We start from the raw sequence: 15,435 nt of genomic DNA on the forward strand, positions 1-15,435 counted from the left end.
CGGCCTCTCCGAGCACCGAACCGTACTGTTGGCTATTGCCCAATCAAACAGCAAAGTGTTGCCCGACCAACACTTGCAGGCTCTAAAAACAGCCAGAGCCCTTGTATTACCCGGCTTTCCTGACTCGGCACGGACTGTGCAATCTCGACAGAAACAATCATTCATGTGCCGCGTGCGCTTAATGAACCTATCGAGTAAGGAGTTAACCGACTATGGCATCTCGCATTATTCTCAATGCATTCGACATGACGTGCGTTAGCCACCAGGCCGCTGGCACTTGGCGTCACCCAGAAAGCCAAGCGTGGAAATACAAGGACCTCGACTACTGGGTCGACCTGGCGAAGTTGCTCGAGCGCGGTTATTTCGACTCGCTGTTCATCGCCGATGTCGTGGGTGTCTATGACGTTTATCGGGGCTCGGTGGAAACCTCGCTGATTGATGCCGATCAAGTGCCAGTGAACGACCCGTTCTTTCAGGTACCGGCCATGGCCACCGTGACCAAACACTTGGGTTTCGGTGTGACCTCCGCGCTGACCTACGAGCAGCCGTATGCCCTTGCGCGCAAGTTCTCCACCCTTGACCACCTGACCAAAGGCCGCGTGGCCTGGAACGTCGTGACCTCCTACTTGAACAGCGCGGCGGTCAATCTCGGCCTCAAGCAGCAGATCTCCCACGACGAACGCTATGACATCGCCGACGAGTTTCTGGATGTCACCTACAAACTGTGGGAGGGTTCCTGGGATGAAGACGCGGTGCTGCGCGACCGTGAGAAAGGCATCTTCACCGACCCGAGCAAGGTTCACCCCATCGGCCACAAAGGCAAGTATTTCGACGTGCCCGGCATCCACCTGTCCGAGCCGTCGCCGCAACGCACCCCGGTAATTTTCCAGGCCGGCGCTTCCACCCGTGGTCGCGCCTTTGCCGCCAAGCATGCCGAAGGCGTGTTCATCAGCCCGGCCACTCCAGAACAGGCGCGGGAGGTCTCCGATGACATCCGCAACCGCGCCGTAGAGGCAGGCCGGACACGCGATTCGCTGAAAATATTCACGCTGCTTACGGTGATCACTGCCGAAAGCGATGAGGCTGCGCAAGCCAAATACCAGGAATACCTGGGCTACAGCAATGGCGAAGGTATGTTGTCGTTCTACGGCGGCTGGACCGGCATCGACTTCTCCGAGTACGACCCGGATCAACCGCTGGAAGCCATCGACAACGACAGCATTCGCTCGGTACTGGAACTGCTCGCCACTGCCGACCCACACCGTAAATGGACACCGCGCGACATCATCAAGCACCGCAGCATTGGCGGCCTTGGCCCCGTACTGGTGGGTGGCCCGAAAACCGTGGCCGATGAACTGGAACGTTGGGTGGATGTCGGCGGTATCGACGGTTTCAACCTGGCCTATGCCATCACACCCGGATCGTTTGTGGACTTCGTCGAGTACATCGTCCCCGAATTGCAACGCCGGGGGCGTGTGCGCACCTCGTATGAGGGCAGCACCTTGCGAGAAAACCTGCTCGACAGCGACTCGGCGTACGCCGCGGCCGACCACCCTGCCGCTCAGTATCGAGGTGCGTTCAAGAACGGGGCAAACGCCACCGACCAGACCAAACCGTCCAAGTTTTCCAACCTGACCTGACGCGCAGTATCGTCCAAGAGGAGTTCAATCAATGTCTAGCCATCAACCGTTAAACCCGCTGTCGCTTGGTACCGATTACGAGCAGCTCGCTGCGCGCTTCAGGCCGATTTTCGCGCGTATTGCCGAAGGCGCGGTGGAGCGTGAACGCAACCGAGTGCTGCCCTTCGAGCAGATAAAATGGCTGAAAGAGGCCGGTTTCGGCGCTGTGCGCATCCCGGTTGAACACGGCGGAGCCGGTGCCTCGCTGCCACAACTGGTCCAGTTGCTGATCGAGCTGGCCGAGGCCGACTCCAATCTGCCGCAGGCGCTGCGTGGTCACCTGGCCTTTGTCGAGGACCGTCTTAACGCCCACGCCACAAGCGCCCAGGACGTCTGGTTCAAACGCTTCGTCGCCGGTGAACTGGTCGGCAACGCCTGGACCGAGGTGGGCGGCGTGAGGATCGGCCAGGTCATCACCCGCGTCAGCCGTCAGGGCGAGCAGTGGGTCGTGAATGGCACCAAGTACTACAGCACCGGCAGTCTCTTCGCCGACTGGATCGACCTGTATGCCCAGCGCGATGACAACGGTGCCGATGTGATCGCTGCTGTCAGGGTCCAGCAACCGGGCGTCCGTCAGAGCGACGACTGGGACGGCTTCGGTCAGCGCACCACCGGCAGCGGAACGTCGGTATTCGAGAACGCCGTGGTCGAAGAAGAGAACATCATCGACTTCTCCACCCGCTTCAAATACCAGACAGCCTTCTATCAACTGACGCTGCTGGCCGTGCTGGTGGGTTCCGGTCGCGCTGCCGTGCGCGACATCGCCGAGGAAGTGCGCACGCGTACGCGCATCTTCAGCACGGGCAACGCGTCGTCCGCCAGCGCAGATGCTCAGGTCCAACAAGTCGTGGGCAAGGCGTCGGCCCAGGTCTACGCCGCCGAAGCAGCTGCAATCCGGGCCGCGCACGCCTCGCAGCGGGCCTACGTCACCCGCTATGGCAAGGACGAGCAAGCGGAACGCGATGCCAACATCGCCGCAGAGCTGGAGTCTGCCCAGGCGCAGGTGGCGATCGCCGAGCTGGTGCTGCGCGCCACCAGCGACCTGTTCAATGCACTGGGCGCATCGGCCACCAGCACCACCAAGCAACTCGACCGGCACTGGCGCAATGCCCGCACAACGGCGTCGCACAATCCGCTGATCTACAAGGAGCGCATCATCGGCGACTGGGAGATCAACGGCACCGAGCCGCCTTATGTCTGGCAGATCGGAGGGGGCAGCAAACAGACTGCCTGATAAACCGGGTATCGCCCACTGACTACAAAGGCCAGCGCTTGCGCTGGCCTTTGTCTATTCCGCGCAGCAGAAAACGACTGTCTGGCCAGCAACAGAACTTCATCAGCACTGTCACTCGACAGACACTTTCGCGCAATCATATAGAAATAAAATCGTTTAAAAACAATAACTTAATATCTGGCATAAAGCCTGCAGAAGGTCTTGTGCTGCCCTGCATACCGGATGTACGGACGTGGTGGAGCAAACCCTATCGGCGTTTAAAACGCTGTCCGTTACACCTGGAATCAAGGAAGTGCTTTATGCAGTATCGCTGGCTAAAACGTACAACCCTCGGGGCCCTGCTATGTGTCGCGGCGCCACTGGTCTACGCAGAAAGCCCGTGGCAAGTGCGCGTAGGTATCAGCGACATCGTGCCTACCTCCGACCCCGGCAACATCACGCCCGGGACCATAGACATCAATAGTTCTATCGGTCCCACCTTCAACATCGCCTACTTCATCACCCCTAACTGGGCCATCGATGTACTGGGCGGCCTGCCGTTCAAACACGACATCAAGCTCAACGGAGAGAAGGTTGGCAGCACCCGCCACTTGCCGCCGATTGTTTCGCTGCAGTACCACTTCTTGCCCGGCGCCAAAGTACAGCCCTTCGTAGGCGTAGGCATCAATTACACCTACTTCTTCGACGAGCATCTGGACAACGGCGCCAAACTTGAACTCTCCGACTCATGGGGTGCGGCCTTTCAGGCCGGTGTGGATGTGGCCATCGACGAGCACTGGAGTCTGGGCGCTGACGTGCGCTACGCGAAGATCAACAGCGACGTAAAAATCGCTGGCACCAAGGTCGGCAGTGTCGACGTCGACCCCACCATCTACAGCCTTAACCTCGGCTACCGCTTCTAAAGGAAATCATCATGAGCTCATTACCTAAAGTCGATACTGCCAGCCCGAGCGATCCGTACCTGCAGATCCAATCCAAAACACCCGCCACTCGCCTGGAAAGCGAGGCCCAGGCCATCAATGCCGCCAAGCGCCTAGCCAGCCAGTTCGCTCAGGAAACCATCCAGCGCGACCGCGAACGCCGACTGCCATTCGCCGAGCTGGACGCTTATTCGCAAAGCGGCCTGTGGAGCATCGTCGTGCCCAAACAGTTCGGCGGTTTAGGGGCCAGTTACCGTACCGTGGCCAAAGTCTTCAAATTGATCGCGGCCGCCGACGCCTCGCTAGGCCAATTGCCACAGAACCATTTCGTCATTCTCGTCCACATCGCGCTGGACGGTACTGAGGAGCAGAAGCGCTTCTTCTTCGACCTCGCGCTGTCCGGTACTCGTTTCGGCAACGCCTTCTCCGAACGTGGCGGGCGCAACGTTGCAGAGTTCCAGACCAAAATCAGCGCAGAGGGCGACGACTTCATCGTCGAAGGGCAGAAGTTTTTCTCCACCGGGGCCTTACTGGCGCACTGGATTCCTATCGTCGCGGTCAATGATGAGGGTTTGCCGCATCTGGCCATCGTCCCGCGCGATACCTCGGGGCTCAAGGTGGTCAACGACTGGTCCAGCTTCGGCCTGCGGACCACCGCAAGCGGGACGGTGTTGATCGACAAGGTCCGCGTGCCGGCCAGTCATGTGATCCCGATCTGGCGCGCATTTGCCAACCCTACCGCTGCCGGGCCGATCTCCCAGTTTCTCCAGGCCGCCATCGACGCCGGTCTGGCCCGTAGCGCGCTGGAAGACACCCTGAAATATGTGCGCAGTTTCACTCGCCCCTGGATCGATTCAGGTCAGGAAAAGGCCACTGAAGACCCGTATATCCTGCAACAAATCGGCGACATCCAGGTGCGCCTGCGCGCCGCGGAAGCGGTCCTTGATCTGGCTGCCGACGCCATTGACCATGCCTTGCTCGATCCGAGCGAAGACAGCGTCGCAGTGGCCTCGATCCGCACCGCAGAAGCCAAGATACTCACCACCGAGGCCGCCATCCTGGCCAGCAACAAGTTATTTGAGCTGGCGGGCACCCGCGCCACGCTGGAGGAATACGGCCTCGACCGCCACTGGCGAAACGCACGCACCCATACCCTGCACGACCCCGTGCGCTGGAAATTCCACGCCATCGGCAACTATGTCCTGAACGAGATCAAGCCGCCGCGTCATCCCTGGCTGTAAGCCTTACACCTCGTCGGCACAGTCGCACTGGCGAGGTGTATCCCCCACGAAAAGGCCTCCCCGAGCAGACAAAGCGCGTCCCTTTGGCGTAGCGTTATGGCCTCTGAGCAGCGTCCTTGATTTGCCCCGAAGCCGTTGCTCTGCTAGTGTCGCGCCGGTTTAACGTCTACCGAGATAGCCGCCATGGCCCGCAAGAAAGCTGCACCGGATTTCGAACAGTCCCTCGCTGATCTGCAAACGCTGGTTGAGCGCCTGGAGAACGGCGAGCTGTCGTTGGAGGATTCGTTGACCGCCTTCGAACAAGGTATCCGCCTGACCCGCGACTGCCAGGGCGCCTTGGCGCAGGCCGAGCAGAAGGTGCAGGTATTGCTCGAACGCGACGGTGAACTGACTGAAGAGCCCTTCGACGAGGATCAGCCAGAATGATTTCCACCTATCAGGCCCGCAGTCAGGCCCGCGTCAATGCGGCGCTGGATGGCCTGTTCCAGGCACCAAGCCCCGAACTGACCCGACTGTATGCTGCCATGCGCTACAGCGTGATGAACGGCGGCAAGCGTGTCCGGCCGCTGCTCGCTTATGCTGCCTGCGAAGCCTTGGGCGCCAACCCGGAGCTTGCCAACGGCGCGGCCTGCGCGGTGGAACTGATCCACGCTTACTCGCTGGTGCATGACGATTTACCGGCGATGGACGACGACGATCTGCGTCGCGGCCAACCCACTACCCATAAAGCCTTCGATGAAGCCTGCGCGATTCTTGCCGGTGACGGTCTACAAAGCCTGGCATTCAGCGCATTACTCGACTCCGCGTTGTCGCCGCAAGATACCGAAACCCGCTTGAACATGGTCAGCACCCTGGCCCTGGCCGCAGGCCCGGCGGGCATGGTCGGTGGTCAGGCCATTGATTTGGGCTCCGTGGGCCTCAAGCTCGATCAGGCCGCCCTGGCCTTCATGCACCGGCATAAAACCGGTGCCTTGATCGAAGCCAGTGTAAAGCTCGGCGCTCTGGCCAGTGGCCGCGCCGAGAAAGCCGACCTCAAAGCCCTGCAAATTTATGCACAGGCCATTGGTCTGGCCTTTCAGGTGCAGGACGACATTCTCGACGTCGAAAGCGATACCGCCACCCTCGGTAAACGCCAGGGCGCCGATATTGCCCGCGACAAACCGACCTATCCGTCTCTGTTGGGCCTGGAAGCTGCCAAAGGCTACGCTCTGGAGCTACGTGATCAGGCGCTGCAGGCCCTGCGACCTTTCGACGCGTCGGCGGAGCCCTTGCGCGAACTTGCCCGCTATATCGTTGAGCGCCGTAGCTGAAATACACCGCAACAACAAGCTCACAGACAACCGTCAGATCTGAAAATCCACGAAATTAAAGCCACTGTCTGATCATCCTCTGCCGTGCTTCGTGGGCAGCTTGCGCTGCATCAGGTAAACTGCCGCCTCTTTTACTTATAACGATTCGCCTGATGCCCACGACGTTCAAAGAGATTCCCCGCGAGCGCCCCACTACGCCCCTGCTCGACCGCGCGGCAACGCCGGACGGCTTGCGTCGGTTGGGTGAGGCTGAGTTGGAAACCCTGGCTGATGAACTGCGCCAGGAGTTGCTCTACACCGTCGGCCAGACCGGCGGGCATTTTGGTGCCGGCCTGGGTGTCATCGAGCTGACTATCGCGCTGCACTACGTCTTCGATACCCCGGACGACCGCCTGGTCTGGGACGTGGGCCATCAGGCCTACCCACACAAAATTCTCACGGGCCGTCGGCACCGGATGGGCAGCCTGCGTCAGAAGGACGGCATCGCAGCCTTCCCGCGTCGCAGCGAGAGCGAGTACGACACCTTTGGTGTTGGCCACTCCAGCACGTCCATCAGCGCAGCGCTGGGCATGGCCCTGGCTTCCCGCCTGCAAGGCAGTTCGCGCAAGTCCATCGCCGTGATCGGTGACGGCGCCCTGACAGCCGGTATGGCCTTCGAGGCGCTGAACCATGCGCCGGAAGTGGCCGCCGACATGCTGGTGATCCTCAACGACAACGACATGTCGATCTCGCGCAACGTCGGCGGGCTGTCGAATTACCTGGCGAAAATCCTCTCGAGCCGCACTTACGCAAGCATGCGTGAAGGCAGCAAAAAAGTGCTGTCGCGCTTGCCTGGCGCGTGGGAAATCGCCCGTCGTACCGAAGAATATGCCAAAGGCATGCTGGTCCCCGGCACCTTGTTCGAAGAGCTAGGCTGGAACTACATCGGCCCGATCGACGGCCATGACCTGCCGACGCTGATCGCGACGCTGCGCAACATGCGTGACCTCAAAGGCCCACAGTTCCTGCACGTGGTCACCAAAAAAGGCAAAGGTTTCGCCCCGGCGGAAGCGGACCCGATTGGCTACCACGCGATTACCAAGCTCGAGCCTCTGGACGCCCCGGCCGTTGCACCGAAAAAAGCCAGCGGGCCGAAGTATTCCGGTGTGTTTGGCCAATGGCTGTGCGACATGGCCCAGGCCGACCCACGCCTGGTCGGCATAACGCCCGCCATGAAAGAAGGCTCGGACCTGGTCGAGTTCAGCGAACGCTACCCGGCGCGCTACTTCGACGTCGCCATCGCCGAGCAGCATGCGGTCACGCTGGCGGCGGGCATGGCCTGCGAAGGCGCCAAGCCGGTGGTGGCGATCTACTCCACCTTCCTGCAACGCGGCTACGACCAGTTGATCCATGACGTGGCCGTGCAGAACCTCGACGTGCTGTTCGCCATCGACCGCGCAGGTCTGGTGGGTGAAGACGGTCCGACCCACGCTGGCAGCTTCGATCTGTCTTACCTGCGCTGCATTCCCGGCATGCTGGTCATGACCCCCAGCGACGAGAATGAACTGCGCAAAATGCTCAGCACCGGTTTCCTGCATTCAGGCCCGGCGGCGGTGCGTTACCCACGCGGCACCGGCCCGAATGCGCTGATCGACAGCAGCCTTGAACCGCTGAAAATCGGCAAAGGCGTGGTGCGTCGCATCGGTCAGAACGTCGCGATACTGGTGTTTGGCGTGCAACTGGCCGAAGCCCTCAAGGTCGCCGAAACGCTGGATGCCACCGTCGTCGACATGCGTTTCGTCAAACCACTGGATGAAGCGCTGGTTCGAGAGATGGCGGCCAGTCATACCTTGCTGGTAACGATCGAAGAGAACGCGATCATGGGTGGCGCGGGCGCTGCGGTCAGCGAGTTTCTCGCCCGCGAAAACATCCTCAAGTCGGTGCTGCACCTGGGCTTGCCGGACAGCTACGTCGAGCACGCCAAGCCTGCGCAAATGCTGGCTGAATGCGGGCTGGATGCGCCGGGTATCGAAGCATCGATCCAACAGCGTCTGCACCTGATCGAACAGGCTTCACGCTAAGCCTGCCCCTCTGAAACGGCGCACACTCATTAACCCGGGTCGTGCGCCGGTTTTGCCTTATTCGACCTATATGACTCTGCGCCGCCTTGCCCTGACCCTTTCGTTATTGCCCGCCACGAACGCGCTGGCCGATACCCTTGAGCGCGATGCCGCGCTGAAACTGCCGGACATGCTGATCAGCGCCAACCGCCAGGTTGAAGAGCGCAGTACCAGCAGCGCCGCGAGCAGCGTATTCACCCGTGAAGACATCGAGCGCCTGCAACCCGGCAGCGTCAACGACCTGCTCAGCCGCGTGCCCGGCGTGCAAGTCGCACCGAGCGGCGGTCGCGGCAGCCTCCCGGGGATTTTCATTCGCGGGACCAAGTCGGCGCAGAGCCTGGTACTGGTCGACGGACAACGCATCGCCAATGCCACCTCGGCTGACAGCAATCTGCAGTTTCTCAGCGTCGATCAGATCGAGCGGGTGGAAGTGCTGCGCGGCTCACGCTCGGTGATCTATGGCGCAGACGCGATTGGCGGGGTGATTCAGATCTTTACCCGGCGTGGCGCTGAGCAGGGACTAAAGCCACGGTTAAAGATGGGCTACGGCAGCAATAATAGCTGGCAGCGCAGCATGGGACTGTCCGGGGGCGATCAGCAGACGCATTTCAACCTTGGCGTCAGCCTTGATGAAACCGCCGGGATCAACCGGTCGCAGGAGTCTTTCGCCAGCGACGGCGATGACGATGCCTATCGCAACAAGTCGCTGAGCCTGAACCTCAGCCATCAGCTCGATGACGATATCGAGATCGGCCTGAACCTGCTGGATAACCGCGGCAAGACCGAGTTCGACAACAGCTTCGGCCGCTATGACCCCGCCACGCAGAACAGCGTCGGGCAACAGCCGTACAGCAAGTTCGACCTGAGCAGCGTCAGTACCTATTTCGACGTGCGACTCAGCGAGCACTGGAAGTCCCGCCTGGAGCTGGGCCACAGCGAAAACCGCGACACGTCCCTCGACACGCTCAGCGACGACCGCAGCGTCTTCAATACCTACAGGGACTCGGCCAACTGGCAGAACACCCTGACGCTCAATGATCGGCACAGCCTGATACTGGGCACCGATTGGTACGAAGATCGGGTCAATAGCAGCACGGTATTCGATGAAGACAGCCGCTGGAATCGTGCCGCGTTTATCCAGCATCGTTATCAAAGCGAACATTTTTCAACGGAGCTCGGGCTCCGTCATGATCAGAACCAGCAGTTCGGCGGACAGAACACCTGGAGCGGCACGCTGACCGTGCCGATTAACCCCGACAACGACGTGCTGCTTTCGTACAGCGAAGGGTTTCGTGCGCCGACCTTTAACGACCTGTACTACCCCGACTTCAGCAACCCCAACCTGAAGCCCGAGCATTCAAAAAGCTATGAACTGCAATGGCGCAGCCGCCTGACCGAGACCAGCCGCCTGGAAGCATCGCTGTATCGCACCGACTTGCAGGACGCGATTGCGCTGGACGCCAACTACCGCCCGCAAAACCTTGCCTCGGCACGAATCAACGGCTTCGAAGCAGCGCTGCACCAAGAGCTGTTCGGCTGGCAAAGCAGCCTGGGGCTGGCGATTATCGACCCGCGCAACCGTGACACCGGCCACACCCTGAGCCGCCGTGCCCGACGCACGTTCAGCCTGGATATGGATCGTCAATTCGACCGGCTGGGCCTGGGCGCCACCTGGCAAGCCATCAGCCACAGCTACAACGACGAGAACAACCTGCAGCCCATCGGCGGTTACGCCCTGTTCGGCTTGCGCAGCAGTTGGGCGGCGAGTAATGAAGTCAAACTGGAACTGAAACTCGATAACGCTCTGGACAGACGCTACAGTCGAACGCTCTACAGCTTCGAAGGCAACAACTACGGCTATCGCGAAGAAGGCCGCACCTGGATGCTGGGCCTGACCTGGACACCGGAGTTGTAGCCACCCTCGGCCCCCAGCCGACTTGCCCTGGAAGTCTGGAGGCGCAACGAAACCAAAACCAACATAAGCCTGATGTTGTTCCGTGGCTCCCTCCTCCTTCTCTATATTCGGAAGCGTCCTACAGCCGGCCTATCCCCCTTGGCAATAGACTGTCCAGTCGACGAAAAAAAGGACTGGCACGTATGGCTAATCACGGTTACATGCCCCTGACAGGTAAGACTCAAGGACTGATTTCAGCGAGCTGCTCAACTCAGGATTCCATGGGCAACAAATATCAGCCAGACCATACCGACGAAATAATGGTGCTGTCTTACAACCACACCATGGCCAATATTGGAAATATCGACAGGCCAACCCACCACCCAATCATCATCACCAAAAACGTTGATAAATCGTCACCGTTACTCGCTCAAGCGCTCTCAAACAGAGAAGAAATAAACGGTACGATCAGTTTCTACCGCGTATCTCCCGCTGGCACCCAGGAAAAATTCTATTCAGTGTCGATCAGTGGCGGGATTATCGCTGACCTGACGCTTGATATGCCGCATGTCATTTTACAATCGGACGCAGAACCTCAAGAACACGTCGCTATTCGCTACCGTGAAATCACCTGGAGGCACCACTTGGCCGGGACCAGCGGTTATAGCTTTTGGGGTGAAGAGGGATGAACCCCAACCGTTATGACCTCTGGGATGTCCATCAAGCTGCGGGCCAAGTGCTGGCGCAAGCCCATAGCCTCAGCGCTCGCCACCTTAGCCACGGCATGCCGCGTGTGCACTTCAATAGAGAAGTGGCCTATTACGCAAAGCGCATTGTCGATGATGTCGAGCTCGGCCATAAAACCCCCGAACAAGGCATACAGGCACTGCTGCAAGAACGGAACGACCTGTCAAACCAGGCACAGGCCGTGGTACGCAACGGCCACGTTGCAATAAGCGATGCGGTCAAGCGCATCCCGGCATACAGACTCACCCAACCCGTATTACAACCCGACCCCGAGCGCTTATTGCGCTTTGTCCATGCTCAACACCTCAACACGCCTGATGAGAAGGCTCAGCGCACAACACAAGCGGCAGCCCCGCCACCTCCCGTCGAAACGTATAAGTTTTTCCCCCGAGAACAATGGCCAGAGCCCATCGAGCTACACGACCCAGGATTCTACATCGTCCCCAAGAGCACAACGGCGGAACAGCTGGAAGCGCAGCTGTTCACCTCACGCAACCCGGCCGTGATTGCCAAATTCAGGGCCCTTAACCCTGGGTTGGATCAGGTAAAAGCGGGGCAGATGATCGTGCTAAGCGATCCCGAAAATCCACGATGCACCCGCGAAGAAGCGCTGCTGATGGAAACGGCACGCAGGGTGAATCAGGCGTTGGCGGACCTTAGCCCGGAAGAGGCCGATTTCATGGCCCGCCACCGTGACGAAATCGAATCCTTCCTCACGCACGGCGCCACCGCGATCGGTGTCGGGACGGCGATTTTCGCCAAGAATCTGGCCGATGTGAAATTTCTGCTGCAGGAGATAGAGGCCTTGCATACGCGCACCTTTGAGCAACATGGACACCTGCGCTCAGCGGAGTTCTTTGCCGACCGCAAGCGTCTGTTTACACAACTCGATACCCAACTCACCTCGCTGACCAAAAAAAGCATCGGCTTCCCCGACCACCCGAAGCTGAAAAGCGCCTTGGGTATCTCCAGTCGCAGCCTGGTGCATCGTGCGGGGCGAGCGGGCGGATTCGGCCAGAATCCCGGCTATGCCACTCGCATTACCGCCGTGGCCAAGGCCTCCAAGTACGTCCAATACGGAGGCTGGGTCGGCACCGCTGTCGGCGGTGGCGCCTCGTACATGAAGGTTCAAGACGTGTGTAGAGCGGGTGATGCCGAGGCTTGTGAAAAGGTGAAATACACCGAAAGCGGAGGTTTTATCGGCGGGGGGCGGGTGGGGCAGCTTATAGGTTTAGCCTCAACCGCCCCCGCTGTTGCAGGGCTGTGTGTTGGATTAGGTGTGCCAACGGGCGGTGGATCCTTGCTCGTGTGCGGTATTGTGCTGGTCGGAGCAGCATCTTTTTCAGCAGGCTATATTGGTGGAAAAAGCGGTGAAAAGATGGCCGAAAAGATCTATGAGGCGGTTAAATGAGCCTGAACACCGCTGATATAGTATTTCTTGCTGTCGGATTAATAGATTTTGGAGGAGCTATTGTTTGCATTGGCGTTGCGCTACACATGGCCTACACCAAAATGGATGTTCTGCTGGATCATTTCAAGCACAGCCCCGCCGTCATAGCCCTAACTCCTCTCAGGCACGGTGGACCGTGGGGAAAGCTATTGATAGTCGGTGGAATCTCCGGTTTTGTCACATTTCCGGTTTTTTACATTAAGCGCGGCAGTATCAGCGCCGAAGACATAAATAACTTACCCGCACCTATTAAGTGTAAATTTATAGTATTGCAATGGTGCGTCATTGTTTTTTTATTGGTAATGCTTGGTCTCGCTGTCGTAGTCGAATTCGATATTGTTTAGCCTTTCAGGTACATGGCTGTTTGCCCTCAGCAAGGGTGGTGAACTAATAGGCGAAGCAATTTACGAGGTCACTCAATGAGCGTGAGTACCGCTGACAAAGTCTTCCTCTGTCTCGGTTTAATCGATTTTGGAGGTATCTTCGTTTGGATTGGCATTGCGCTGCATCTCGCGTACACCAAGATGGATCTGATGTTAGCCCATTTGAAAAACTGTCCCGCTGTTATGATTCGAGCCCCCTTTTAGGATGGAGGTCCTTCAGGGAGATTGTTTGTGCAGGGTGCAATAATGGGGCTAATGACCACGCCTCGTCTCTATCTCCGCGATGGAGGGGCTAGCGCGGAGGATCTAAAGAACTTTCCTGCCGACCTTAAACGCAAACTGATCATTTTGCATCGGACCGGCTGGGTACTGCTATTGGTGATGTGTGGGCTCGCAGCGGTAGCCAAATTCGGTCTTGTTTAACACTTCGGGTAAATGGTTGTTTATCGGCGCCGGGTTCGCTTAATCGAGTCGAGATCGCGGCACGGGTTGGGCTAGCAACCTACAACAACGATTGCGGCACAAAAACGGGACGGGATCTCCTGCGGGGATCAGCGCTTGGTTCCGTTGGTGTAGAGCGCCATGCTTTCGCAAAGCTTTTCGATGGCATCGAGCATCTGCCCGCTGGGTCGCTCCAGGCCGTTGTCCGGAATCTGTAACAGTTGCCCATGAGCAACGGCTGCGATCTGCGGCCACACGCGCCAGGCATCGAGCTGTGCGGTGCTGCTTGCCAGGATGACATCGGGATTGCGTTGCAACACCGACTCCAGGCTGATCTGCGGTGCCGCCAGCGGCAGGTCGGCGAACACGTTTTCACCCCCGCACACCTTCAGCGCATCGCTGATGATCTGCCCGCCGCCAACGGTGTACAGCGGGCGATCCCACACTTGGTAGAACACCCGCAACGGCACCTCTCGTCGGTAACGCTGACGCAGTGCGTTCAACCGGGTGCTGAACACCTGAGCCATTCGTTGTCCGGCTTCCGCGCGCCCCAACTGCGCCGCGACGTGCTCAAACTGAGCCGCCAACTGGTCGAGACTTTGCGGTTCGACGGTATAGGTCGGGATACCCAGGTGCGTTAATTGCGTGCGCTGGGCAACCCCGACACTGCCGGGCCAGAGCAACAACAAATCAGGCTTGAGGCTGAGCAGACGCTCCATTTCCAACTGGCCGTAGCGACCGACTGATGGCAGCCCGGCCACCTCGGGCGGACGTTCGCCGCCATCGAGCACGCCGACCAGCAGGTCGCTTGCGCCCAGTTCGACAACGATTTCAGTGAGTGATGGTGCGAGGCTGACCACACGTTCGACAGCCTGTGCCGGACTGACGAACGCCAGCAGCAGGCAAGCGAAGAGCCGGTTCATCAGCCCAATTGGCGGGGGATGCGATAGAGGTACAGCAGCACCACGCTGGAAAACGCCAGCAGGAACAACGGCACCGCCTCCAGCCCGACGAATACTGCCAAGGCGGAGATCCATGCCGGCAGGCCGGCAGCAAGAAATGCGGTGCGACGACGGGCGGCGAGTTCGATCCAGGCAGCAGGTTCTTCAGGGCTATTCAGGGATTTTTCTGTGGCGATCAAGGCGCGTTTGTAGGCGCCAAAGAAGCGCAAACTGACAAACATCGATGCGATGCCGGCAATAAAAATCGGCATTGCCAACACCGGAATAATGGCTTCGTTGCGGCCGAAAAACCCGTTGACCACCACCAGCGGCGCCAGCGTCAGGAACAGTTGCCACCACCAGGCCAGTGCCAGGCGACGACGCACATTACTGCGCGTCACGCGCGATCTGCCTCGTCCAGATGCTCGTTGCCCATCATGTGGCCGAGCTTGCCGGCCTTGGTCGCCAGGTAGACTTTGTTGTGCGGGTTATGCCCGGTGTGCAGCGGCACGCGCTCGGCAACGGTAATCCCCATGTCGGTCAAGGCTTTGACCTTACGCGGGTTGTTCGTCATCAAGCGCAGGGATTTGACACCCATGTGTTCGAGCATCGGCAGGCAGATCGCGTAATCACGCTGATCGGCGGCGAAGCCCAGACGTTCGTTGGCTTCAACGGTGTCGGCGCCGCCGTCCTGCAACTCATAGGCGCGGATTTTGTTCAGCAAACCAATGCCGCGGCCTTCCTGTCGCAGATACAGCAACACGCCGCGACCTTCAGCAGCAATGGCACGCAACGCAGCTTCCAGTTGCGAGCCGCAGTCGCAGCGCTGACTGAACAGGGCATCACCGGTCAGGCACTCGGAATGCAATCGGCCCAGCACTGGCTCGCCATCAGCCACATCACCGAGGCTGAGTACGAGGTGCTCACGCCCGGTTGCCTGCTCGAGAAAACCGTGCATGGTAAATTGCGCAAAAGGGGTGGGTAGCTTGGAAGCGGCAACAAAGACGACGGGCACCGTTGTGCTCCTGATCATATTGAGGACTGGAGATTCGCAGAGACAGCATTGTAACAGCAGCGTCTGACACACGCTTAGGCT

14 protein-coding genes are annotated in these 15,435 nt (G+C 59.2%); 11 read left to right on the forward strand and 3 right to left on the reverse strand.

Annotation, left to right across the window (positions count from 1 at the left end; all coding sequences use genetic code 11):
- The first annotated feature begins 212 nt into the window (after positions 1–212).
- The 11 genes from RGU44_RS16745 (at position 213) to RGU44_RS16795 (ending at position 12,918) form a co-directional block, all read left to right on the forward strand.
- Positions 213–1,640 (forward strand): LLM class flavin-dependent oxidoreductase, encoded by a 1,428-nt coding sequence (locus tag RGU44_RS16745; RefSeq protein ID WP_322182246.1) that lies wholly within the window; start codon positions 213–215, stop codon positions 1,638–1,640.
- 31 nt (positions 1,641–1,671) lie between these two features.
- On the forward strand, positions 1,672–2,913 hold the full coding sequence (locus RGU44_RS16750; RefSeq protein WP_322182248.1) for an acyl-CoA dehydrogenase family protein: 1,242 nt from the start codon (positions 1,672–1,674) through the stop codon (positions 2,911–2,913).
- Positions 2,914–3,212: 299 nt separating this feature from the next.
- The gene (locus RGU44_RS16755) at positions 3,213–3,815 is read left to right on the forward strand and encodes an OmpW/AlkL family protein (protein WP_322182250.1); all 603 of its coding nucleotides are present in this window, start codon (positions 3,213–3,215) and stop codon (positions 3,813–3,815) included.
- Positions 3,816–3,826: 11 nt separating this feature from the next.
- Positions 3,827–5,074, forward strand: a complete 1,248-nt coding sequence (locus RGU44_RS16760; protein ID WP_322182252.1) for an SfnB family sulfur acquisition oxidoreductase — start codon at positions 3,827–3,829, stop codon at positions 5,072–5,074.
- Positions 5,075–5,257: 183 nt separating this feature from the next.
- On the forward strand, positions 5,258–5,500 hold the full coding sequence (locus tag RGU44_RS16765; protein ID WP_322182254.1) for an exodeoxyribonuclease VII small subunit: 243 nt from the start codon (positions 5,258–5,260) through the stop codon (positions 5,498–5,500).
- Positions 5,497–6,384 (forward strand): farnesyl diphosphate synthase, encoded by an 888-nt coding sequence (locus tag RGU44_RS16770; RefSeq protein ID WP_322182256.1) that lies wholly within the window; start codon positions 5,497–5,499, stop codon positions 6,382–6,384. The genes RGU44_RS16765 and RGU44_RS16770 overlap by 4 nt, the downstream gene beginning before the upstream one ends.
- A 152-nt stretch (positions 6,385–6,536) precedes the next feature.
- Positions 6,537–8,444 carry a 1-deoxy-D-xylulose-5-phosphate synthase gene (gene dxs / locus RGU44_RS16775; RefSeq protein WP_322182258.1) on the forward strand — a complete coding sequence of 636 codons (1,908 nt, stop codon included), beginning with the start codon at positions 6,537–6,539 and terminating at the stop codon, positions 8,442–8,444.
- A 70-nt stretch (positions 8,445–8,514) separates the two neighbouring features.
- Positions 8,515–10,398: a TonB-dependent receptor domain-containing protein gene (locus RGU44_RS16780; protein WP_322218201.1), complete on the forward strand. Its 1,884-nt coding sequence runs from the start codon at positions 8,515–8,517 to the stop codon at positions 10,396–10,398.
- 182 nt (positions 10,399–10,580) lie between these two features.
- Entirely contained in the window at positions 10,581–11,066 is a 486-nt protein-coding gene (locus tag RGU44_RS16785; RefSeq protein WP_322218204.1) for an Hcp family type VI secretion system effector, read from the forward strand.
- Complete coding sequence (locus RGU44_RS16790) at positions 11,063–12,535, forward strand: hypothetical protein (RefSeq protein WP_322218207.1); 1,473 nt, start codon at positions 11,063–11,065, stop codon at positions 12,533–12,535. The genes RGU44_RS16785 and RGU44_RS16790 overlap by 4 nt, the downstream gene beginning before the upstream one ends.
- A complete protein-coding gene (locus tag RGU44_RS16795; protein ID WP_322218210.1) occupies positions 12,532–12,918 on the forward strand; it encodes a hypothetical protein in 387 nt (128 codons plus the stop codon). The genes RGU44_RS16790 and RGU44_RS16795 overlap by 4 nt, the downstream gene beginning before the upstream one ends.
- Positions 12,919–13,508: 590 nt before the next feature.
- Here RGU44_RS16795 and RGU44_RS16800 read toward each other — a convergent pair.
- From RGU44_RS16800 to ribA, 3 genes are read right to left on the reverse strand one after another with little or no spacing between them, the layout of a single operon-like run.
- Positions 13,509–14,321, reverse strand: a complete 813-nt coding sequence (locus RGU44_RS16800) for a cobalamin-binding protein (protein WP_322182268.1) — start codon at positions 14,319–14,321, stop codon at positions 13,509–13,511.
- On the reverse strand, positions 14,321–14,740 hold the full coding sequence (locus RGU44_RS16805; RefSeq protein ID WP_322182270.1) for an MFS transporter: 420 nt from the start codon (positions 14,738–14,740) through the stop codon (positions 14,321–14,323). Before RGU44_RS16805 ends, RGU44_RS16800 begins: the two co-directional genes overlap by 1 nt.
- Positions 14,737–15,354 carry a GTP cyclohydrolase II gene (ribA, locus tag RGU44_RS16810; RefSeq protein WP_322182272.1) on the reverse strand — a complete coding sequence of 206 codons (618 nt, stop codon included), beginning with the start codon at positions 15,352–15,354 and terminating at the stop codon, positions 14,737–14,739. The genes RGU44_RS16805 and ribA overlap by 4 nt, the downstream gene beginning before the upstream one ends.
- Positions 15,355–15,435 lie beyond the last annotated feature (81 nt).

The sequence above is a fragment of the Pseudomonas sp. 5C2 genome (assembly GCF_034314155.1).
Classification (GTDB): Bacteria; Pseudomonadota; Gammaproteobacteria; order Pseudomonadales; family Pseudomonadaceae; genus Aquipseudomonas.

Bases quoted from the DNA above. Each gene is read 5' to 3' on its own strand.
- RGU44_RS16800 (WP_322182268.1), bottom strand. From the start codon at position 14,321: ATGAACCGGCTCTTCGCTTGCCTGCTGCTGGCGTTCGTCAGTCCGGCA.
- RGU44_RS16760 (WP_322182252.1), top strand. From the start codon at position 3,827: ATGAGCTCATTACCTAAAGTCGATACTGCCAGCCCGAGCGATCCGTAC.
- RGU44_RS16745 (WP_322182246.1), top strand. From the start codon at position 213: ATGGCATCTCGCATTATTCTCAATGCATTCGACATGACGTGCGTTAGC.
- RGU44_RS16790 (WP_322218207.1), top strand. From the start codon at position 11,063: ATGAACCCCAACCGTTATGACCTCTGGGATGTCCATCAAGCTGCGGGC.
- RGU44_RS16750 (WP_322182248.1), top strand. From the start codon at position 1,672: ATGTCTAGCCATCAACCGTTAAACCCGCTGTCGCTTGGTACCGATTAC.
- RGU44_RS16780 (WP_322218201.1), top strand. From the start codon at position 8,515: ATGACTCTGCGCCGCCTTGCCCTGACCCTTTCGTTATTGCCCGCCACG.
- dxs (WP_322182258.1), top strand. From the start codon at position 6,537: ATGCCCACGACGTTCAAAGAGATTCCCCGCGAGCGCCCCACTACGCCC.
- RGU44_RS16770 (WP_322182256.1), top strand. From the start codon at position 5,497: ATGATTTCCACCTATCAGGCCCGCAGTCAGGCCCGCGTCAATGCGGCG.
- RGU44_RS16755 (WP_322182250.1), top strand. From the start codon at position 3,213: ATGCAGTATCGCTGGCTAAAACGTACAACCCTCGGGGCCCTGCTATGT.
- RGU44_RS16765 (WP_322182254.1), top strand. From the start codon at position 5,258: ATGGCCCGCAAGAAAGCTGCACCGGATTTCGAACAGTCCCTCGCTGAT.
- RGU44_RS16795 (WP_322218210.1), top strand. From the start codon at position 12,532: ATGAGCCTGAACACCGCTGATATAGTATTTCTTGCTGTCGGATTAATA.
- RGU44_RS16785 (WP_322218204.1), top strand. From the start codon at position 10,581: ATGGCTAATCACGGTTACATGCCCCTGACAGGTAAGACTCAAGGACTG.